This window comes from Serratia sp. ID 25-353 (assembly GCF_054792795.1).
The window spans coordinates 3,650,628-3,670,557 of sequence record NZ_CM139236.1 but is presented as its reverse complement, the minus strand read 5'-3'; the positions used below and the strand labels follow the sequence as shown (position 1 = coordinate 3,670,557).

At 62.2% G+C, this 19,930-nt stretch carries 22 protein-coding genes; 19 read left to right on the top strand and 3 right to left on the bottom strand.

Going from position 1 to position 19,930, the window contains the following annotated elements:
* The first annotated feature begins 236 nt into the window (after positions 1-236).
* A complete protein-coding gene (locus ACYF6X_RS17745) occupies positions 237-536 on the top strand; it encodes a helix-turn-helix domain-containing protein (RefSeq protein WP_130018716.1) in 300 nt (99 codons plus the stop codon).
* On the opposite strand, the gene ACYF6X_RS17740 is transcribed toward ACYF6X_RS17745, so the two are convergent.
* Entirely contained in the window at positions 526-1,443 is a 918-nt protein-coding gene (locus ACYF6X_RS17740) for a LysR family transcriptional regulator (protein WP_063991524.1), read from the bottom strand. The two genes, ACYF6X_RS17745 and ACYF6X_RS17740, sit on opposite strands and share 11 nt — an antisense overlap.
* A 168-nt stretch (positions 1,444-1,611) precedes the next feature.
* On the opposite strand from ACYF6X_RS17740, the gene ACYF6X_RS17735 reads away from it, so the two are divergent.
* The 8 genes from ACYF6X_RS17735 to ACYF6X_RS17700 all read left to right on the top strand — a co-directional run bounded on the left by ACYF6X_RS17735 (position 1,612) and on the right by ACYF6X_RS17700 (position 8,842).
* Positions 1,612-2,310: a CoA transferase subunit A gene (locus ACYF6X_RS17735; protein ID WP_130018715.1), complete on the top strand. Its 699-nt coding sequence runs from the start codon at positions 1,612-1,614 to the stop codon at positions 2,308-2,310.
* An 11-nt stretch (positions 2,311-2,321) separates the two neighbouring features.
* Positions 2,322-2,975 (top strand): CoA transferase subunit B, encoded by a 654-nt coding sequence (locus ACYF6X_RS17730; protein ID WP_019453268.1) that lies wholly within the window; start codon positions 2,322-2,324, stop codon positions 2,973-2,975.
* 14 nt (positions 2,976-2,989) lie between these two features.
* Positions 2,990-4,174: an acetyl-CoA C-acetyltransferase gene (locus tag ACYF6X_RS17725; RefSeq protein WP_130018714.1), complete on the top strand. Its 1,185-nt coding sequence runs from the start codon at positions 2,990-2,992 to the stop codon at positions 4,172-4,174.
* 18 nt (positions 4,175-4,192) lie between these two features.
* Entirely contained in the window at positions 4,193-5,116 is a 924-nt protein-coding gene (locus tag ACYF6X_RS17720; protein WP_130018713.1) for a 3-hydroxyacyl-CoA dehydrogenase family protein, read from the top strand.
* A gap of 45 nt (positions 5,117-5,161) precedes the next feature.
* The gene (locus ACYF6X_RS17715) at positions 5,162-6,553 is read left to right on the top strand and encodes a GntP family permease (protein ID WP_063991522.1); all 1,392 of its coding nucleotides are present in this window, start codon (positions 5,162-5,164) and stop codon (positions 6,551-6,553) included.
* 12 nt (positions 6,554-6,565) lie between these two features.
* On the top strand, positions 6,566-7,336 hold the full coding sequence (locus ACYF6X_RS17710) for a 3-hydroxybutyrate dehydrogenase (protein WP_130018712.1): 771 nt from the start codon (positions 6,566-6,568) through the stop codon (positions 7,334-7,336).
* Positions 7,321-7,587, top strand: a complete 267-nt coding sequence (locus ACYF6X_RS17705) for a hypothetical protein (RefSeq protein ID WP_130018711.1) — start codon at positions 7,321-7,323, stop codon at positions 7,585-7,587. The genes ACYF6X_RS17710 and ACYF6X_RS17705 overlap by 16 nt, the downstream gene beginning before the upstream one ends.
* Positions 7,588-7,705: 118 nt before the next feature.
* Positions 7,706-8,842 carry a porin gene (locus tag ACYF6X_RS17700; RefSeq protein ID WP_060440835.1) on the top strand — a complete coding sequence of 379 codons (1,137 nt, stop codon included), beginning with the start codon at positions 7,706-7,708 and terminating at the stop codon, positions 8,840-8,842.
* 39 nt (positions 8,843-8,881) lie between these two features.
* Here ACYF6X_RS17700 and ACYF6X_RS17695 read toward each other — a convergent pair whose 3' ends face one another.
* Complete coding sequence (locus tag ACYF6X_RS17695; protein WP_130018710.1) at positions 8,882-9,703, bottom strand: AraC family transcriptional regulator; 822 nt, start codon at positions 9,701-9,703, stop codon at positions 8,882-8,884.
* 120 nt (positions 9,704-9,823) lie between these two features.
* On the opposite strand from ACYF6X_RS17695, the gene ACYF6X_RS17690 reads away from it, so the two are divergent.
* The 10 genes from ACYF6X_RS17690 (at position 9,824) to ACYF6X_RS17645 (ending at position 18,781) form a co-directional block, all read left to right on the top strand.
* Positions 9,824-10,201 carry a hypothetical protein gene (locus tag ACYF6X_RS17690; protein WP_049202336.1) on the top strand — a complete coding sequence of 126 codons (378 nt, stop codon included), beginning with the start codon at positions 9,824-9,826 and terminating at the stop codon, positions 10,199-10,201.
* 10 nt (positions 10,202-10,211) lie between these two features.
* Positions 10,212-11,087: a helix-turn-helix domain-containing protein gene (locus ACYF6X_RS17685; protein WP_130018709.1), complete on the top strand. Its 876-nt coding sequence runs from the start codon at positions 10,212-10,214 to the stop codon at positions 11,085-11,087.
* A 232-nt stretch (positions 11,088-11,319) separates the two neighbouring features.
* On the top strand, positions 11,320-12,240 hold the full coding sequence (locus tag ACYF6X_RS17680) for a L,D-transpeptidase family protein (protein WP_063991649.1): 921 nt from the start codon (positions 11,320-11,322) through the stop codon (positions 12,238-12,240).
* Between the two features lie 254 nt (positions 12,241-12,494).
* On the top strand, positions 12,495-12,875 hold the full coding sequence (locus ACYF6X_RS17675) for a type II toxin-antitoxin system RelE/ParE family toxin (protein ID WP_033641319.1): 381 nt from the start codon (positions 12,495-12,497) through the stop codon (positions 12,873-12,875).
* The gene (locus ACYF6X_RS17670) at positions 12,838-13,161 is read left to right on the top strand and encodes a helix-turn-helix domain-containing protein (RefSeq protein ID WP_063991520.1); all 324 of its coding nucleotides are present in this window, start codon (positions 12,838-12,840) and stop codon (positions 13,159-13,161) included. The genes ACYF6X_RS17675 and ACYF6X_RS17670 overlap by 38 nt, the downstream gene beginning before the upstream one ends.
* A gap of 244 nt (positions 13,162-13,405) precedes the next feature.
* The gene (locus tag ACYF6X_RS17665; protein ID WP_033636945.1) at positions 13,406-13,813 is read left to right on the top strand and encodes an ExbD/TolR family protein; all 408 of its coding nucleotides are present in this window, start codon (positions 13,406-13,408) and stop codon (positions 13,811-13,813) included.
* 1 nt (position 13,814) lies between these two features.
* Positions 13,815-14,561, top strand: coding sequence for an energy transducer TonB family protein (locus ACYF6X_RS17660; protein WP_130018708.1), 747 nt, complete (start codon positions 13,815-13,817; stop codon positions 14,559-14,561).
* 39 nt (positions 14,562-14,600) lie between these two features.
* Positions 14,601-16,841: a TonB-dependent receptor family protein gene (locus ACYF6X_RS17655; RefSeq protein ID WP_406880056.1), complete on the top strand. Its 2,241-nt coding sequence runs from the start codon at positions 14,601-14,603 to the stop codon at positions 16,839-16,841.
* A 46-nt stretch (positions 16,842-16,887) separates the two neighbouring features.
* Positions 16,888-17,538, top strand: a complete 651-nt coding sequence (locus ACYF6X_RS17650) for a MotA/TolQ/ExbB proton channel family protein (protein ID WP_107226700.1) — start codon at positions 16,888-16,890, stop codon at positions 17,536-17,538.
* Positions 17,531-18,781, top strand: coding sequence for a phospholipase D-like domain-containing protein (locus ACYF6X_RS17645; RefSeq protein ID WP_130018707.1), 1,251 nt, complete (start codon positions 17,531-17,533; stop codon positions 18,779-18,781). Before ACYF6X_RS17650 ends, ACYF6X_RS17645 begins: the two co-directional genes overlap by 8 nt.
* A gap of 37 nt (positions 18,782-18,818) precedes the next feature.
* On the opposite strand, the gene ACYF6X_RS17640 is transcribed toward ACYF6X_RS17645, so the two are convergent.
* Positions 18,819-19,928: a DmpA family aminopeptidase gene (locus ACYF6X_RS17640; protein WP_130018706.1), complete on the bottom strand. Its 1,110-nt coding sequence runs from the start codon at positions 19,926-19,928 to the stop codon at positions 18,819-18,821.
* Positions 19,929-19,930: the final 2 nt, after the last annotated feature.

Here is a 19,930-nt window from a genome sequence, read left to right as displayed (position 1 = left end):
CCGCATGTTTTCTTCTCTGGCCGATACTGATGCCGCTGTTCCCGTATCTCGTCGCATTCCATGCTCAAGCCGCAAGGCAATCACCACTGTTTTTTCGAGCTACCAGGCAAAACGCCAATGGCGGTCTGGAGAAAATTATATATTCCGGTCTATCGTCTTGTCATAGATTGTACTCTATAATCAGGCGATGCCATGTGGACGGTAATGACAACGAAAGAGTTTGCAAGGAGTAACCCATGAGCACCTTAAAGCAACTGCTGGCCACCCGCACCCCGGATAGCCGCCGGCGCATCGAGGAAATGGCCGAAGAGATGCTGTTTGAAGCGCACCTGCACCAGTTGCGGGAAGCGCTGAATATTTCCCAACAGGAATTGGCGAAAACGCTGGGCATTTCCCAGCCTTCTGTCGCGGCCATCGAAGGGCGCGGCAATGAGCTGAAGATTTCGACCCTGAAACGCTACGTGGAAGCGATGGGCGGCACGCTGCGCCTGGACGTTGAGCTGCCGGGCGGCAAGCACGTCGGGTTTACGGTTTAAGCGCAGGCTGTGCGCCACTCCCCGCCATTTCCCGTTCGATCACCGTCGCCAGCGCCTGCGCGGCGGAAGAGAGTTGGTGCTGCGCCAGGCGGATCAGGCCCACGCGCCGTTCGATGATCGGGCCGATCAGCGGCACGCAGACCGCCCCCAGCTCATCCATCTGTTTCTCGCACAGCGCCGGCACCGCGCTGGCGCCGAGGCCGTTGGCCACCATGCGCCCGACCGTCACCAACTGGTGGCTTTCAAACGCCACCTCCAGCGTTCGCCCGCTGCGGGCCAGCTCCTGCTCCAGCAGCAGCCGCACCGCCGATGGCCGCTGCAGGGTGATGAAATCCAGCGTCAGCAGCTCCTTCCAGCTTACCTGCGCCTTGCGCGCCAGCGCCGAATCCTTCGGCACCACCGCCAGAAAGCGATCGCGGCACAGCGGGGTGAAGTGCAGGGTGTCGCTCGGCTCCGGCTCGAAGGCGATGCCCATCTCCACCCGCCCTTCGCGGATCATTTCAAACACCTGTTCGTTGATGACGTCGTGCACCGCCACGTTGATGCCGGCGTAACGATCGCGAAATGCCTTGAGGATCGGCGGCAGCGGGTTGCCGGCGAACGACGGCATGGCGGCGATCGCCACCTTGCCCATCTGCAGGGTGAAGCGCTGGCGCATTGCCTCTTCCGCGTTATCCCAATCCGCCAGCAGCTGGCGCGCCATCGGGAAGAAGGTTTCCCCCTCCGGCGTCAGCGTCACCCGGCGGGTGGTGCGCAGCAGCAGCGGCCCGCCCAGCGCGTCTTCCAGCCCACGGATCGCCAGGCTGAGCGCCGGCTGAGAAATATTCAGCCGCTCGCTGGCCTGGGCGAAGTTCAGAGTGTGAGCCACCGCTAAAAACGCGCGTAACTGTTTGATGCTCATTTTCATTTTTACTTATGTTAACTCTTTGTAAATTGGTGGTTAACGCCTGATTAATAAAAATTCTAAATGAATGCGGCATAAAAACAAAATTAACAAATCATTTTTGTGACCTGAAGATGCCCTCACGCAAGCCAGGGCATTTCGCCCTGCGCCGCAACATGCAGGGGCAACGATATGGCAGGGCTCGACAAACGCGTCGGCAGCTACCAGGAAGCGCTGGCAGGCCTGACGGACAACATGACGGTGCTGGCGGGCGGCTTTGGCCTGTGTGGCATCCCGGAAAACCTGATCGAAGAGATCCGCCGGCGCGGCGTGCGCGGGTTGACGGTGGTCTCCAACAACTGCGGCGTTGACGGGTTCGGCCTCGGGCGGCTGCTGGAAACCCAGCAGATCCGCAAGGTGGTGGGATCTTACGTCGGCGAAAACGCGCTGTTCGAGCAGCAGGCGCTCAGCGGCGAGCTGGAGGTGGAGCTCACGCCGCAGGGCACGCTGGCGGAGAAGATCCGCGCCGGCGGCGCCGGCATCCCGGCGTTCTTCACCGCCACCGGTTACGGCACGCCGATTGCCGAAGGCAAAGAGGTGCGCGAGTTCAACGGCCGCCCTTACATCATGGAAACCGCCATCACCGGCGATTTCGCCATCGTTAAAGGCTGGAAGGCCGATCACTTCGGCAACGTCATCTACCGCCACACCGCACAGAACTTCAATCCGCTGATGGCGACCGCCGGGCGCATCACGGTGGTGGAAGTGGAAGAGATCGTCGCGCCGGGCGAGCTGGATCCGGCGGCGATCCACACCCCCGGCATCTACGTCGATCGGCTGATCCAGGGCACCTTCGAGAAGCGTATCGAACAACGCACCCTGCGGGCATAAGGAGAATTCGCATGCTTACCCGTGAACAAATGGCGCAGCGCGTGGCGCAAGAGCTGCGGGACGGTTATTACGTCAACCTGGGTATCGGCATCCCGACGCTGGTGGCCAACTACGTGCCGGCGGGCATGGACGTGATGCTGCAGTCGGAAAACGGCCTGCTGGGGATGGGCGAGTTCCCGACCGAGCAGCAGCTGGACGCCGACATGATCAACGCCGGCAAGCAGACGGTCACCGCGCGCCTCGGCGCGTCGATCTTCGATTCGGCGCAGTCGTTCGCCATGATCCGCGGTGGCCACGTCGATCTGACCGTGCTGGGGGCGTTTGAAGTGGACGTCGAGGGCAACATCGCCTCGTGGATGATCCCCGGCAAGATGGTCAAGGGCATGGGCGGCGCGATGGATCTGGTGGCGGGGGCGGAGAACATCATCGTGGTGATGACCCACGCCTCGAAGGGCGGCGAGTCCAAGCTGCTGCCGCGCTGCACGCTGCCGCTGACCGGCGCCAACTGCATCCGCAAGGTATTGACCGATCTGGCCTATCTGGAAATTGAAGACGGCGCTTTCGTGCTGCGCGAACGCGCGCCCGGCGTCAGCGTGGCGGAGATTGTCGCCAAAACCGCCGGCCGGCTGATCGTGCCGGAGCAAGTGCCGGAAATGCGTTTCTGAAACGGGAGGTGAATGTGCAACAACGTGAAGTGGTGATCGTGGCGGCGACGCGCACGCCGGTCGGCAGTTTTCACGGCGTGCTGGCGCCGCTGACGGCGGTGGAACTGGGCACGGCGGCGGTGCAGGGGCTGCTGGCGCAAAGCGGGGTGGCGCCGCAGCAGATCGATGAAGTGATCCTCGGCCAGGTGCTGACCGCCGGCTGCGGGCAGAATCCGGCGCGCCAGACCGCGCTGAATGCCGGGCTGCCCGTGACGACGCCGGCGCTGACCATCAACAAGGTGTGCGGCTCCGGTTTGAAGGCGGTGCATCTGGCGGTGCAGGCGATCCGCAGCGGCGACGCCGAGGCGGTGATCGCCGGCGGCCAGGAGAGCATGAGCCAGTCGCCTTACCTGATGGCCGGCGCGCGCGCCGGTCTGCGCCTCGGTCACGCGCAGATGGTGGACAGCGTGATCCACGATGGCCTGTGGGACGCCTTCAACGACTATCACATGGGCATCACCGCCGAGAACCTGGCGGAGAAATACGCCATCAGCCGCGCCGAACAGGACAGCTTTGCGCTGCGCTCGCAGCAGAAGGCGCAGGCGGCGCAGCAGGCCGGGCGTTTCGCGCAGGAGATCACGCCGGTGACGGTGCCGAAGCCGAAGGGCGAAGCGTTGCTTGTTAAGCACGACGAACAGCCGCGCGACACCAGCCTGGAGGCGCTGGCGCGGCTGCGCCCGGCGTTTCGCAAGGAGGGTACGGTAACCGCCGGCAACGCCTCATCGCTCAACGACGGCGCCGCCGTGGTGCTGCTGATGAGCGCGGAAAAAGCCACCGCGCTGCGCTTGCCGGTGTTGGCGCGCATCGCCGGTTACGCCTCGTCGGGCGTCGATCCGGCTATCATGGGCATCGGCCCGGTGCCGGCCGCGCGCCGCTGCCTGGAAAAGGCCGGCTGGCGGCTGGACGAGGTCGATCTGATCGAGGCCAACGAAGCCTTCGCTGCGCAGGCGCTGGCGGTGGGCAAAGAACTGGGCTGGGAGGCGGAGCGGGTCAACGTCAACGGCGGAGCGATCGCGCTGGGGCATCCGATCGGCGCGTCCGGCTGTCGCATCTTGGTGTCGCTGCTGTACGAAATGCAGCGCCGCGGGGTGAACAAGGGGCTGGCGATGCTGTGCATCGGCGGCGGGCAGGGCGTGGCGCTGGCGGTAGAGCGCCCGTAAACAACCGAGGAGGGCACGATGCAGTCATCTGACTATGCGGTACTGGGCGCCGGATTGATGGGGGTGGGCATCGCCACCCACTTTATTCGCCACGGCCATGAGGTGCTGCTGTATGACCCGGATCCGCAGCGCCGGGTGGAGGCGCCGGCGGTGGCGAGCGGCATTCTGGCCGAGCTGAGCGACGTCGGGCAGTTTGATCATGGCGAGCGCGACGCGGCGCTGGCGCGGCTGCACGTGACCGGCGATCTGAACGACGTGGCGCGCGCCCGGCTGCTTATCGAGGCGATCCCGGAACGGCTCGAGCTGAAGCATGCGCTGTATGAGCAGTTGGAAGGGCTGATCGCCGACGACGCGGTGATTGCCAGCAACACCAGCGGCCTGCCGCCGGACGAACTGGCGGCGCGCATGACCCATCCGCAGCGCCTGCTGATCGCCCACTTCTGGCACCCGCCGCACCTGATCCCGCTGGTGGAGATCGTGCCCGGCCGCGCCACCGATCCGCGCCATCTGGCGGCGGTGCAGGCGCTGCTCGGCGGGATGGCGCTGGAGGCGGTGCTGCTGGAACGCGCCGCGCCGGGGTTTGTCGGCAACCGGCTGCAGTTTGCGGTGCTGCGCGAGGCGCTGCACATCGTCCACAGCGGCATCGCCAGCGCCGAGGTGGTGGATCAGGTGATGCGCGCCTCGCTGGGCCGGCGCTACGCCATGGTCGGCCCGCTGGAGGCCGCCGACATGACCGGGCTGCCGACGGTGGCGGACATCGCCCGCCACCTGTTCCCGGAACTGGCGACCGGCGACGAGATGATGGCGCTGGTGGAACAGCGGCTGCAGCGCGGCGATACCGGCCAGCGCAGCGGCCGGGGATTTTATCTTTGGGATGACGCACGCAGGGAACGCATTCAACGGCGACGGGCGCATCAGCTGCGCTTTGCGCTGAAACCGTAATTTCGCACTCCGTACCTGACAATAACAACGATACTGAGGTGACCGATGAGCGTTTTGATTGCCCTGGCAGCACTGGGATTACTGATGCTGGCCGCCTACCGCGGCTACAGCGTGATTTTGTTCGCCCCGATCGCCGCGCTGGGCGCGGTGCTGTTGACCGATCCCGGCGCGGTGGCGCCGACCTTCACCGGGCTGTTTATGGAGAAGATGGTCGGCTTCGTGAAGCTCTACTTCCCGGTGTTCCTGCTGGGGGCGGTGTTCGGCAAGCTGATCGAGCTGTCCGGCTTTTCCCGTTCGATCGTCGCGGCGGCGATCCGCATTCTCGGCCGGCGTCACGCCATTCCGGTGATCGTGCTGGTGTGCGCGCTGCTGACCTACGGCGGGGTGTCGCTGTTCGTGGTGGCGTTCGCGGTCTATCCGTTTGCCGCCGAGCTGTTCCGCCAGAGCGGTATCCCCAAGCGGCTGATCCCGGCCACCGTGGCGCTCGGCGCCTTCTCCTTCACCATGGACGCCTTGCCGGGCACGCCGCAGATCCAAAACATCATCCCGACCAGCTTCTTCGGCACCAATGCCTGGGCCGCGCCCTGGCTGGGGCTGATCGGCTCGCTGTTCATCATCGCGGTCGGTCTGCTGTATCTTGAACGCCAGCGGCGCAAGGCGCAGCTGAAGGGAGAGGGATACGGCACCGATCTGCTGAACGAGCCGGAAACCCCGGACGACATCAACCTGCCGAACCCGCTGATCGCCATCCTGCCGTTGATTTTGGTCGGGGTATTCAACCTTGGCTTCACCCATTGGATCCCGCAGTGGTACGGCGCCAGCCATGAGCTGACGCTGCCGGGGCTGGCCAAGCCGATCGCCACCGACGTGGCGAAGATCACCGCCATCTGGGCGGTGGAAGCGGCGCTGGTGTCGGGTATTCTGTTGGTGGTGGTGTTCGGCTTTCGCAATATTCGCGGCCGGCTGGCGGAAGGCAGCAAGACGGCGGTCGGCGGCGCGATTCTGGCGGCGATGAACACCGCCTCCGAATACGGCTTCGGCGCGGTGATCGCCGCGCTGCCGGGCTTTTTGGTGCTGTCGCAGGCGCTGTCGGCGATCCCCAATCCGCTGCTGAACGAAGCGATCAGCGTCACCCTGTTGGCCGGCATCACCGGATCGGCCTCCGGCGGCATGAGCATCGCGCTGGCGGCGATGTCCGACAGCTTTATCGCCGCCGCCCATGCGGCACAGATTCCGCTGGAGGTGCTGCACCGGGTGGCCTCGATGGCCAGCGGCGGCATGGACACCTTGCCGCACAACGGCGCGGTGATCACCCTGCTGGCGATCACCGGCCTCAGCCACCGGCAGGCCTATGGCGGCATCTTCGCCATCACCCTGATCAAGAGCGCCGCGGTGCTGTTCGTGATCGGCGTGTTCTACCTGACCGGCATTGTTTAAAGGAGCGATACCATGAGTGTACAAGGCAAAACCGCGCTGGTGACCGGCTCGACCAGCGGCATCGGCCTCGGGATAGCGTCCGTGTTGGCCGCCGCCGGCGCGCGCGTGATCCTCAACGGCTTCGGCGACGTGGAGCAGGCGCAAGCGCAGGTCGCGCGGCTGGGCGCCGCGCCGGGGTATCACGGCGCCGATCTCGGCGATGCGGCCCAGATAGCGGACATGATGCAGTATGCCGAACGCGAGTACGGCGGCGTGGACATTCTGGTGAACAACGCCGGCATTCAGCACGTGGCGCCGCTGGATCAGTTCCCGGTGGAGGAATGGAACGCCATCCTCGCCATCAACCTGTCGGCGGTGTTCCACACCTGCCGATTGGCGCTGCCGGGGATGCGCGAGCGCAACTGGGGGCGCATCATCAACGTGGCGTCGGTGCACGGGCTGGTGGCGTCGAAAGACAAGTCGGCTTATGTGGCGGCCAAGCACGGCGTGGTGGGGCTGACCAAGACGCTGGCGCTGGAGACTGCGCGCACGCCCGTCACCTGCAACGCCATCTGCCCCGGCTGGGTGCTGACGCCGCTGGTGCAGCAGCAGATCGACAAACGCATTGCCGCCGGGACCGATCCGCAGCGGGCGCGCGATGAGCTGTTGGCGGAGAAGCAGCCTTCGCAAGCGTTCGTCACGCCAGAGCAGCTCGGCGAGCTGGCGCTGTTCCTGTGCAGCGATGCGGCGGCGCAGGTGCGCGGCGCCGCCTGGAACATGGACGGCGGTTGGCTGGCGCAGTAGTGAATTCTCTCTCGGAGCGCGCAACGCGCTCCGTCGTTATTTCCCCTCATCAGTTAATTCCCCTGCGTGACGGTTTACCTGCGGCAATAATATTTATTTGTTATTTGCTATTTTTATTCCCGGATAATCACGCCGGTTTATTTTGGGTGAAACGTGCGGATTGGTTTATTTCGTGCTGCGGCTATTACATTATTTTTCTCCGCGTTACAGATGAACACGTTTTTGCTGAAATTAAATCCAACCTGAAATAATGACAGGTTATGGCGTGAATTTTTATATCTTGCGTGCGCTGTTCACATCGGGTAATTATTTCTGCGTGGCTTAAGACCACCGTGTTTATAACAATAATTTTTTCGGGCAGGGGTAATAATGAGAAAAAATACAACGCCAATATTCATTGGCGGCGTCTTGCTGTCGGCGTTATCCGCCGGCGCACAGGCCGAGATCACCATTCTGGATAAAAACCCGCAGAGCAATGTGTTGCTGGCGCCGCTCAGTGTAAAAGTGGGCGGCAGCATTCGCCCCGAGTGGATCTTCAATAACGGCCCTGAGCCGGGCTATGACAAAAACGGCCACGACGGCGGCACGCGTTTTCGCTTCAGCGGCGACTATGCGCTGACGCAGGACACCTCGATCATCGGCTATTACGAGTGGGGCGTCGATCTGGCGCACGCGCTCAGCTGGGACGGGCACTATAACGAAGACGGCAAGCGCGACTATCAGCGCCAGCTGTACGCCGGTTTCAAAGACGATCGTTACGGCACCCTGACCTACGGCCATCAATACGGCATCTATTATTCGGTGGTCGGCATCAAAAGCGACGTCTGGGATAACGATGGCCATGCGGGCGGCACCGGCATCGGTATTTCCGGCGACTACGACGGCGGCAATAAACCGAAAAACAGCATCAAGTACACCAATGATTTCGGGCCGGTAACGCTGTACGCCAACTATTTATTGCCGGAAGACGATCTGCACACCGCGGATAACCTGATTTATCGCCGCAAGGGCGGGGGCGGGTTGGGCTTCGATTACAAGGTGACGAAAGATTTTACCTTCAGCGCGGCCTACAGTTATACCGACGCGAAGATCAAAGACAATCTGTACAGCGAAAAGGATTATCACCAGCAGCTGTCCGGCACCGCGTTAACCTGGCAGCCGAACAACTGGTACATCGTCGGCACCGCCAGCTATTACAAAGACTATGTGCCGAGCACCCGCCAGCGCACGCTGTCGCACTTCTTCGCCGGTGACGGCTACGGGCTGGAAGGCTTTGTCGGTTACACCTTCAATATCGACAAGCCGTTCCTCAAATCGATCCAGCCTTACGTGGCGGCGGACTCGCTGCGGCTGAAGGGTGACGAGGCGTATCACGCCAACCACGTTTACCTCGGCGCGGGCACCACCATCGGTTACGGTCTGTCGGTGTATGTGGAGCGCACGCTGGCCAACAGCAGCGACAACGAGCCGGACTCCACCTGGATTACGGTGTTCTACGACTTCTGATTTTTACCTGCTTCAAGCCCGGCGCCTGCGCCGGCTTTTTCACATGGTGATTGCGCCGCCCAGGGTTTCTCCAGAGGCGTTGCGCTCCGCCAGGTAGCGCGCCGGCGGTTTGCCCACCGCCTTTCTGAACATGGTGACGAAGCCGCTGGCGCTCTCGTAGCCCAGATCCAGCGCCACCGTCTGTACGCTCTCGCCCTGCGTCAAGCGCTGCAGCGCCAGCATCACGTGCAGCTGGCGCCGCCAGTGGCCGAAGCTCATGCCCATCTGCTGTTGCAAGGTGCGGCTGAGGGAGCGCTCGCTCATACCGATGCGCTGCGCCCACTGCCCGAGGGTGGATTTGTCCGCCGGGCTGCTCAGCATGCCTTCGGTCAACTGCCGAATGCGCGCGTCGTCGGACACCGGCAGGTGCAGATTCTCGATCGGCGCGGCCGCCAGCTGGTCCAGCAGTACCGCCGTCAGGCGCCCCTCGGCGCCCTGTTCGTTGTAGAGCGGCTCGAAGGTGCTGGCCTGCAGCAGCAGCTCGCGCAGCAGCGGCGAGACCGACAGCGTGCAGCAGTTTTGCGGCAGACCGGCGGCGGCATGTTGATCGACGAACAGGCAGTAGGCTTCGGTGGAGCCGGCGCCTTGGGCGTTGTGCAACACGTTGCCCGGCATCCACAGCGCGCACTGCGGCGGCACCAGCCACAGCCCGTTTTCCACTTCGCAGCGGATCATGCCGCGTACCGTATAGATCAGCTGCGCCTTCTGGTGGCGGTGCGGCTCGACTTCCCAATCCTGCTCAAGGGTCGAACCTTGCAGGGCAAACAGCGGACGCGGCACCTGATCGATATCCAGACAGTGACGGGGGATCTGTACTTTCATGAGAACAATTCTCAATTTGGCGGAATTGAAAAGTATTATGTCCTGATTGCGCAATGTGGTCTAGCGCCGGTGCCGATAAAGTAAGCGCCAGTCCTAAACCATTTCGTGAGGAAACTGATTATGTCATTGGATACCGCCGATTTTCCGCTGGTATGGATGCGCCAAAACGGGCGCGATACCCAGGCCGAGCTGGCCGAATTCAGCGCGCTGCTGGCGCGCGCCGAACCCTTTGTCCTGATGACCGACCGCAGCGTCGGCGATGAAGAACAAGAACATGACCGCGATGCCCGCACCCAGGTCGCGCTGTGGAAGCGCGATAACCGCGAGGCGCTGAAGCTGTGGGTGAAAGGCATGATCATGCTGGAACCGGACGACGCCAAACGCGCGGCGGCGGAAGAATTCGCCGAATACGGCGCCAAGTTCTGGGGCTATCCGGTGCTGGTGGCCGCCGATGAAGCCGCAGGGCGGGTATTGGCGCAGACGTTATTGTTAAAATAAGGGGAATACCATGCACCAGCAACAGGTGATTGAACAGCTGCTGGCCTGGATCGAGCAGAGCCTGGATCAGCCGCTGACGCTGGACGACATTGCCGCCAAGTCCGGCTACTCCAAGTGGCATTTGCAGCGAATGTTCAAGCAGCATACCGGCCATATTCTCGGCACTTACGCCCGTCGCAGAAGGCTGACCGCCGCCGCGCGCGAACTGCGCCTGACCGGCACCAGCGTGGCCTGCATCGCCGATACTTACCAGTTCGATTCGCAGCAGACCTTCACCCGTTGCTTCCGCAAGCAGTTCGGTCTGCCGCCGGCCAGCTATCGCCGCAGCCAGGATTGGTCGAGCTACGGTCTGCAGCCGCCGCTGCGGCTGACCGAAACGCCGTTGCCGCAGGCCGATATCGTGACGCTGCCCGCCATGCAGCTGGTGGGCAACACCCAGCGCCGCAGCTTTACGCTGGGGCAGCTGGCGGCTTCCAAGTGCGAGCTGCGCCGCCACGCCTGGCGGCAACTGCTGCAGCCGCAGGTGCTGCCGGAGGTGGTATACGGCCTCACCAGTCTGGAGGTTGACAGGCAACGCCGGGGTAACCCGCGCATGGCCTATACCGCCGCTCTGCCGGACGAAGGGGCGATGGGGGAGCGGGTGACTATCGAACAGGGGGAGTATGCCCGTTTCACCTATCAAGGGCAGGCGGAAGGGTTACAAAACTTTATCGCGCGGCTGTATGACACCGCGATGCCGCAGATGAACGCCGTCCGCCGGCCGGGGCAGGATATCGAGCGTTTCTACCCGGCGCAGGAGGGCAGCTGCCCGCTTGGCGGCGCGGCGATCCGCTGCGAGTATCTGATCCCTATCCGGCGGGTGGAAGCGTTGGCCGCCGCCAGTTAGGCGGCGGTTCTCGCAAAAAATCGCCATCGTGGTGCGTCAGGTTACAAAAAATTGCGATATTACATCGGTAATGGTTCACACTTTGATTGATGTGCACATATAATGCGCATCCGGTCAAATCCCCCTGGCTTTTCAGGCCGCAGCGCCGTTGGCTGCCGGCTGAAATTCATCGGGGCAAGGTGGCCGTAGAAACCGATATCCCTAATCGCCAGTGGCCTTGACCAACACGAAGATGAAAATGAGCATTCGCGCGTTATTAACCCTGTTTACGGCACTGGTTGCATTCAGCCAGGCTGCCTTCGCCGTCGTCTACCCGCTGCCGCCAAAAGACAGCCGTTTGGTGGGCGAGAATATCCAAATCACCGTACCGGAAGACAGCAAACTGCCGCTGGAAAGCTTTGCCGCCCAGTATCAGATGGGGCTGAGCAACATGCTGGAGGCCAACCCGGGCGTGGATCCGTTCCTGCCAAAGGCCGGCAGCACCCTGACCATTCCGCAGCAGTTGATCCTGCCGGACGCGCCGCGTGAAGGCATCATCATCAACAGCGCCGAGATGCGTCTGTACTACTACCCGAAAGGGTCCAACACCGTGGTGGTGCTGCCGATCGGCATCGGCCAGCTGGGTAAAGACACCCCGCTGAACTGGACCACCACCGTGCAGCGCAAGAAAGACGGCCCGACCTGGACGCCGACCGCCAAGATGCGCGCCGAATACGCGGCCGACGGTGAAATCCTGCCTGCGGTGTTCCCGGCCGGCCCGGACAACCCGATGGGGCTGTATGCGCTGTATGTCGGCCGCCTGTACGCCATCCACGGCACCAACGCCAACTTCGGCATCGGCCTGCGCGTGAGCCACGGCTGCGTGCGTCTGCGCGCCGACGACATCAAGTACCTGTTCGATAACGTGCCGGTCGGCACCCGCGTGCAGTTCATCAACGAACCGATGAAAGCCACCGTCGAACCGGACGGCTCGCGCTACGTGGAAGTGCACAACCCGCTGTCGGCCAACGAAGAGCAGCTGCAATCGAAAGATCCGGTGCCGCTGACCATTTCCGCGCCGGTCGGCAAAGTGCTGATGGACGCCGGCGTCAACCAGAGCGAAGTGGACGCGGCGATCAAAGCCCGTTCCGGTATGCCGGTGAAAGTGAACTGATTGCCTCCGGCCTCAGTGAAAATGCCAAGAAGACGCCTACGGGCGTCTTTTTTTATGCCCGTAAAACATGCTGTTGCGTGTGCGTGCGCAATGATGCCCTCAACGTTGCACAGCAAGAAATCATGATGCGCGCCATCATGCAAATCGGGTTTCTCATGGTGGTCATCATCGACGTTTGAGGTGATGCTGACGGGAAGGAATACTCTGGAAAAGCGTTTCACTAAGTGCTATGTTTTTACGGGAAACTCATCGCAATGCGTACATTTAAAACTCGCTGGTTTAGCAAGAAGGCTCAGGCGCACGGCATTACCGATAAGGCATTATGTCGGGCGGTACACGATGTACAACGGGGTTTGGCTGTGGATTTAGGCGGTGGTGTATTTAAAAAACGTCTTAATCACAATCGGGACCGCGCGTTGGTATTAGCGAAAAACGGTCGGCATTGGGTGTATGTTTTTTTGTTTGCCAAGCAGGTCCAGGCCAATATCTCTGGGGCGGAATTGCAAGCTTTTCGCAAGTTGGCGGTGCATTTTGGCGCGTTGAGCGACGAAATGCTCCAATCCTTGGTCGTGAAAAACGAATGGATGGAGATTTGCCATGAAGAAGGAAAAAACGTTTCGGAGTCCGGCCTTTGAGGCGATTCACAGCGCGGCTGAAGGATTGCATCGTACTGGCGCCATTTCTCTGGAAACCCTACGTAGTTTCGACGAGTCTTGCCTTGCTCCGGTCGAGATGTTGCAGCCCCAGGAGATCAAAGCGTTGCGCGAGCAGTTACGTTTAAGCCAACCGGTTTTTGCCCGTTATCTGAATACCAGCGTGTCGACCGTACAGAAATGGGAAACGGGGGTGAAGCGGCCGGGGGGCGTGTCGCTTAAGCTGCTTTCGATCGTACGCAAGCACGGGCTTGAGGTCTTGTTGTAGTGACCGTTTGGGCTGTCACTATTATCACATTATCCCCTCTGGCTTTGATTCTCTGAAATGCCCGCATCGCAATTATTCCAATAAAAACTATCGCTAATTAATAAGTTATATCTTCTCCGTTATCGCCTGCCATTGAAAAAATTCTCGCAAAAAATCCACACTGTGAAAATAAGATCACACAAGCGTAACAAAAGGTAAACAAACCCCTCCTATATTGGCTGCTTCGCTTTTGGGAGGGAGTGTCATGCGTAACTGGAACGAACCGAAAAAGAATAAAGCGCACATCGAGCTGATCCCGATGATCGACGTGATGATGTTTTTATTGGTGTTTTTCGTCTTGATTAGCCTGAACGTCATTCCGGCGCTCGGGCTGAAAACGCAGCTGCCGTCTGCCGGCAGCGCGCAGCAGCTGAAACCGCAGAAGAAAGCGATCATCACGCTGGGGGCCGACGAACAGCTGCAGCTGGATGGCCAACCGATCGCGCTCGGCGCGTTGGTCAACACGCTGAAGCAACAGCAGCAGGCTAACCAGACCACCACCATCATCGTCAACAGCGACAAGGGCGTGGCGGTTGAGCGGCTGGTGGCGGTCATGGACAACCTGCGCCAGGGCGGTTTCTTTTCCGTCTCCATCGCGACACGGAAGCTGTGACATGTATCTGCTCTATCGCTCACGTCATCTTTTCAGCTGGCTGCCGGCGCTGATTGTCGCCGGTTGCCTGCTGTTCGCCAGCCAGCAGGCGGCGCTGAAGATCCAACCGCGCTACGACGAAACCGCCATCGAACTGGCGCTGGTGGAGCCTGAACCGGCGCCTGAACCCCAACCGGAAACGCCGCCGGAACCCCTGCCCGAACCGCCGCCGCCCGAGCCGGAGCCACTCCCCGAACCGGTGGTGCCGGCGCCGGAGCCGATCGTAGAAGCCAAGCCGGTGCCGAAACCGCAGCCGAAACCCAAACCCAAACCGGTGAAAGAGAAAGCCAAACCGGTAGAGAAGCCTAAACCGACGCCGGCGCCTGCCGCCCCGCGTGCGCTGGTCAGCAAACCTTCGGCGCAGCCCGCACCGGCCGCCCCGGCTGCGCCGAAGGTGAACGCACAGGCGATTGAAAACGGCTATCTGCTGGCCTTGCGCCGCGAGCTGGAACAGCGCAAGCGCTACCCCAGCGGGCGCCAGGCTTCGCTCGAGCGCCCGCAGGGCAACGTCGAAGTGTGGCTGGAGGTCGATCGCAGCGGGCGGGTGCTCTCTTCCGGCATCGCCAACAAAGCCGCCAGCATGTTGCTGAACCGCGCGGCGATGAGCAGCCTGCAAAGCATCAGTTCAGTAAAGCCGTTCCCGAGCGAGGCATTCGCCGGGCAAACAACCAAAAGATTTACCGCAACGTTCAATTATCAGGCGCCTTAGCGCAAGGGTTAATCGTTTGATTTTTATGGGATGCACACAATGAAATCGTTTAATCGTTCTGGGATCTATCTGGCGGTGATGTCGGCGATGCTGCCGGGCGCCGCGCTGGCGGCCGACGCCACCGATGTCGGCACCATCAGCGTCAAGGGGCAGTCGCTCGGCGGCGGCATGATGGTGCAGGATGACAGCGCCAAGGCGCGCTCCACCGTCACCAAAGAGGCGATGGAAAAAATGCCGGCGGCGGGCAACGCCATCGATAAGCTGAAATACACGCCGGGCCTGAACGTCAACAGCAACGACGCCAGTGGCCTGAGCGGCGTGGACTACACCATGCGCGGCATGAACTCGGATCAGATCGGCCTGTCGATGGACGGCATTCCGATCAACGACTCCGGCAACTACGCGGTGTACCCGAACCTGCTGGGCGATGCGGAAAACCTGGGGGAGGTGTTCGTCACCCAGGGCTCCTCCGAAGCGGATGGCCCGCACATCGGTTCCAGCGGCGGCAACATTGGCCTGGTGACGCGCCGCCCGGCGAAAGACTTCGGCGGTTTCCTCAAGCAGACGCTGGGCAGCAATAACCTGAGCAAAACCTTTGCCCGCCTGGAGACCGGCGAGTACAACGGCTTCAGCAACTGGATATCTTATTCGCACACCGAGGCGAAGAAATGGCGCGGTGAAGGGCGCCTGTACTCCGACAAGTTCGAAATGAACTCGCTGTACGAAGACGGCAACGGCAACAGCAGCAACCTGATCATGAAGTACAACCGCCAGAACAACACCAACTACAATACCCTGAGCAAGGCGCAGTTCCTAAACGATGGCCGTGATACCGACTACGCCACCACGCCGGAGTACAACAGCAAAGGGCAGTTGAACAAGTACTACAAGATCGAGCGCAACCCGTTCGAAACCTTCACTCTGTCGTTCAGCCAGAAGCTGCAGCTGCGCGACAACCTGTCGCTGACTCTGCAACCGTATTACTACTGGGGCAACGGCGGCAGCTTCAACGGCCAGACGGCGTCGGTGCTGTCCAGCACCTCCAGCAAGGCCGGGCAGTATGACCTCAGCAATCTGCAGTCCAATACCTATTACCGCCCGTCGTGGACCCAAACCTGGCGGCCGGGTATCACTACCAAGCTGAAGTGGGACATCAACGATCAGCACAGCCTGGACATCGGTTACTGGTACGAGCGCGCGCGCCAGCTGCAGACCCAACCGTTCATCAGCATCAAAGATGATGGCAATCCGGCGCAAATCTCGGGTAAACCGGGCGGTTCCGATCAGGTGAAGGACGCCAACGGCAATACGGTGCAGGGGCGCAATCAGTACACCATCACCCCGGCGCAGAAGGTGTGGCTGCAGGATACCTGGTTCGCCACGCCGGACTGGACCTTCGTCGGTGGGTTAGCCTATCAATACGTTGAGCGCAAGGGACAGCGGTACGGCAGCCTGACCGAGCGGCCGGACAGCAAAAACGCCACTTACCATGAGTTCCTGCCGAACTTCAGCGCCAGTTATAAGGTGAATCAGGAAAATCAGGTGTTCTACAACCTGACGCGCAACATGCGCACGCCGCCGAACTACGTGCTGTACAACGCCGGAGACTCGCTCAGCACCAAGCCGGAACTGAGTTGGAACCATGAATTGGGCTGGCGTTTCCAGCAGGAAGACATGCTGCTGAGCGCCACGCTGTTCTACATGCGTTACAGCGATCGCCAAATCTCCACCACCAACTCGTCGGGCGACTACGAGATGATGAACATCGGCAACGTGGAGAACAAAGGGCTGGAGCTGGAGTGGAGCGGCCAGTTGCCGCATAACTTCAACTACTACACCTCTTATACCTACACCGAATCGAAGCAGAAGAGCGACATCGTCAGCAACGGGTTGCCACTGCCGACCTCCGGCAAAGAGGTGCCGAACGTGCCGAAAAACCTGCTGAACATGACGCTGGGTTATGACGACGGGCGGTATTACGGCAGCGTCAGCGGCAAGTACGTCAGTTCGTTCTACGGCGATCTGACTAACGACGAGAAGATCGGCGGCCGGACGGTGTTCGATCTGGCGGCGGGCGTGCATCTGCCGGTGGACAAGAAAATCGTCAAGAGCGCCGCGCTGCGTTTTGGCATCAGCAACCTGTTTGACAAGGAATACCTGACCTCGGCGCGCACCACCACCTTCAACGCGGCGCCTTACGGCGGCGTGAAGGCCAGCACGCCGTATTACAACGTCGGCGAAGAACGCACCTTCAGCGTCTCGTTGGAAGCCACCTTTTAACTGAATACCCCGTCGCCTGCCGGGCGGCGGGGAAGAGGAACCCTGTATGGACGCCAATCTGTTGCACGACATTATTTTCTACGTGATGTACGCCGCGCTGGCGATTGCGCTGGTGATCATCATCGAACGCACGCTGTACTTCGCCTACACCCAACGCCAGGCGCGCAAGCTGGAGCAGGCGCTGACGCCGGACGTGCGCCGCACCGCCGATCTGCCGGACGAGCTGACCCAGCGCAACAGCCTGCCGATGGCGGTGATCGCGCCGGTGCTGGCGCAGAAACACCACGCCGGCGACCGTGAGGCGATCGGCGATCTGATCGACGCCCAGTACCTGCTGAGCAAGCCGCCGATGGCGCGCGGCCTGTGGCTGCTGGAAACCGTGGTCACCGCCGCGCCGCTGCTGGGGCTGCTCGGCACCGTGATGGGGATCATCGAAACCTTCAAGGCGCTGGCCGCCTCGGGGGTGTCCGAGCCGAGCCTGGTGTCGGCCGGGATGGGCACCGCGCTGTACGCCACTGGCCTCGGCATCGCCATCGCGCTGCTGTGCCTGGTGGCCAACAACTTCCTGCAGAGCCGCATGGAGCGCATCAACGAACTGCTGAAGGTGCTGTTGATCCGCGCCGGCCAACCGGCCAGCCGCCCGGAGAGCGGCAGCGGTGAACAATGGGTTGACAGCGGGGCGCCGCGCTATGCCTAATGGCCATCCAGTACGGCGGCCGCTCGGCCGCCTTTATACGGCATTGTGGGGCGGTTGTTTATTGATGTTGAGCCAGAGCGCCGCGGCGCGTTTTGCTATTCCCGGCTATGAGTTGGTGTACACCGCGCCGGTGGAAACCGCGCTGCAGGCCGACGACCTGCGCAACACCGCCGAGGTGTGGCGCGAGATGTTCGACGCGGCGAAAACCCGCATCGATCTGGGGCAGTTCTACGTGGCGAATCAGGACGGTTCGCTGCTGGACGGCGTGCTGCAGCACCTGAAGGCGGCCGGCGAACGCGGGGTGAAAATTCGCTTTTTGGTGGAAGAGAAGGGCCTTCGCATTTCTACCGCCGAGACGCTGGAACAGCTGAAGGCGATCCCCAATCTGGAGCTGCGCATCATTCCTTATCAGAAGCTGAGCGGCGGCATTCTGCATGCCAAATATCTGCTGGTGGACGGCGAGCAGGCGTTCGTCGGCAGCCAGAACTTCGACTGGCGCGCGTTGGAGCACATTCACGAAACCGGGCTGCGCATCAGCGACGCCAAGGTGGTGGGGCAGATCCAGGCGATCTTCGAGCAGGATTGGCAGGCGCAGGCGCTGCTGGCGCAGGATAAGCCGGTGCCGGCGCTGCCCGATTCGCCGACGACGGCGCAGCCGCAGGGCAACTATCTGGTGGCCAGCCCGCGCGCCTACAATCCGGCGGGGGTGATTGACTCGCAGGCCGAGTTGCCGCGTCTGCTGGCCGACGCCAAACGGCGAGTGCGGGTGCAGGTGATGGACTACGCGCCGCTGTCGTTCGGCCCGGAACGCAGTCGCCCCTTCTACGCGGTGATCGACAACGCGCTGCGCAGCGCGGCGGCGCGCGGGGTGCAGATCGAACTGATGGTGGCCAACTGGAACACCAAAAAGCCGGATATCGCCTGGCTGAAGAGCCTGGCGCTGGTGCCGAACGTGCAGATCAAAGTGGTGACCATTCCACCGGCCAGCAGTGGCTTCATTCCGTTTGCCCGGGTGATCCACAGCAAGCTGATGACCATCGACGATGAAATTGCCTGGGTGGGCACCAGCAACTGGACCGGCGGCTATCTGGACAACTCGCGCAATCTGGAGCTGGTGATGCGCAGCGCGGCGATGAGCGGGCGGTTGGACCAGCTGTACCAACAGCTGTGGAACAGCGTCTACGCCGAACCGTTGCGGCTGGATTACGACTACCCGACGCCCAAGCCGGGCGGCGAATCCTGATAAGCAGGGCGCGGTTAACCCCCGCGCCCTGATTTTTTTACCGCCGCCAGCCGGTTTTCTCCAGCGCCCTCACCAGCTGTTCGGCGCTTAACCCTTCCGCCCGGTGGCCGTTGCCGCTGACGGTATTGGCCGCCAGCAGCGCATTGACGATCGCTTCCTCCACCGCTTCCGCCGCCGCGGCGAACAGCGCCGAAATGTAGTCGTTGTTCACCATGCGCAGCGGCGTGGTGAAGGCGCCTTTATTGGCGTAGTCGGCGGGCGGCAGGCCGTCGTTGCCGGTGGCGAAGGCGATGAAAATGTCGCCGCTCGAGTCCTCGGTGCCGCCGCCGGTGCGGGCGATGCCGATGCTGGCGCGCTGCGCCAGCCGCGCACACTGGTGCGGCAGCAGCGGTGCATCGGTCGCCAGGGCCACCACGATGGAGCCCATGCCCGGATGCGGCAACTGCGGCGTGAACGGCGAGGGGAGATGCCCCAGATGCCGGCCTACCGGGTAACCGCCGACCAGCAGCGACTCGCGCTTGCCGTGGTTGGCCTGCACGATGGCGCCCACCGTCCAGCCGCCCTGATCGGCGGGCAAACGGCGCGATGCGGTGCCGCTGCCGCCTTTGAATTCATGGCAGATCATGCCGCTGCCGCCGCCGACCGCGCCTTCCTGCGGCAAGCCGCCCTGGGCCGCCTGTTGCGCCTGGCGCACGTGCTCGGCCTTGACGTGAAAGCCGTTGATGTCGTTGAGCAGGCCGTCGAAGGTTTCCATCACTACCGGCATATTCCAGTACACCGCGTGGTCGCCCGCGGGCAGCGTTTCACGCTCCAGCGCGATCAGCGCATCGCGCACCACGCCCACGCTGTGGGTATTGGTGAAGGCGATTGGGCTGGTCAGCAGGCCCGCTTCGCGCACCCATTCCAGGCCGGTGGCGTCGCCGTTGCCATTCAGCACGTGCACGCCGGCAAAGCAGGGGGCGTGGCGGGCGGAGCCGGGGCGCGGTTCGATCAGCGTCACGCCGGTGCGCACGCTGCGCCCGTCCGCTAAATCGGCATGAATGCTGGCATGGCCGACGCGCACGCCGGGCACGTCGGTGATGGCGTTCAGCGGGCCGGGCGTGCCCTGTCCGATGATAATGCCCAGATCCTGAGCGCGCTGCGTCATGG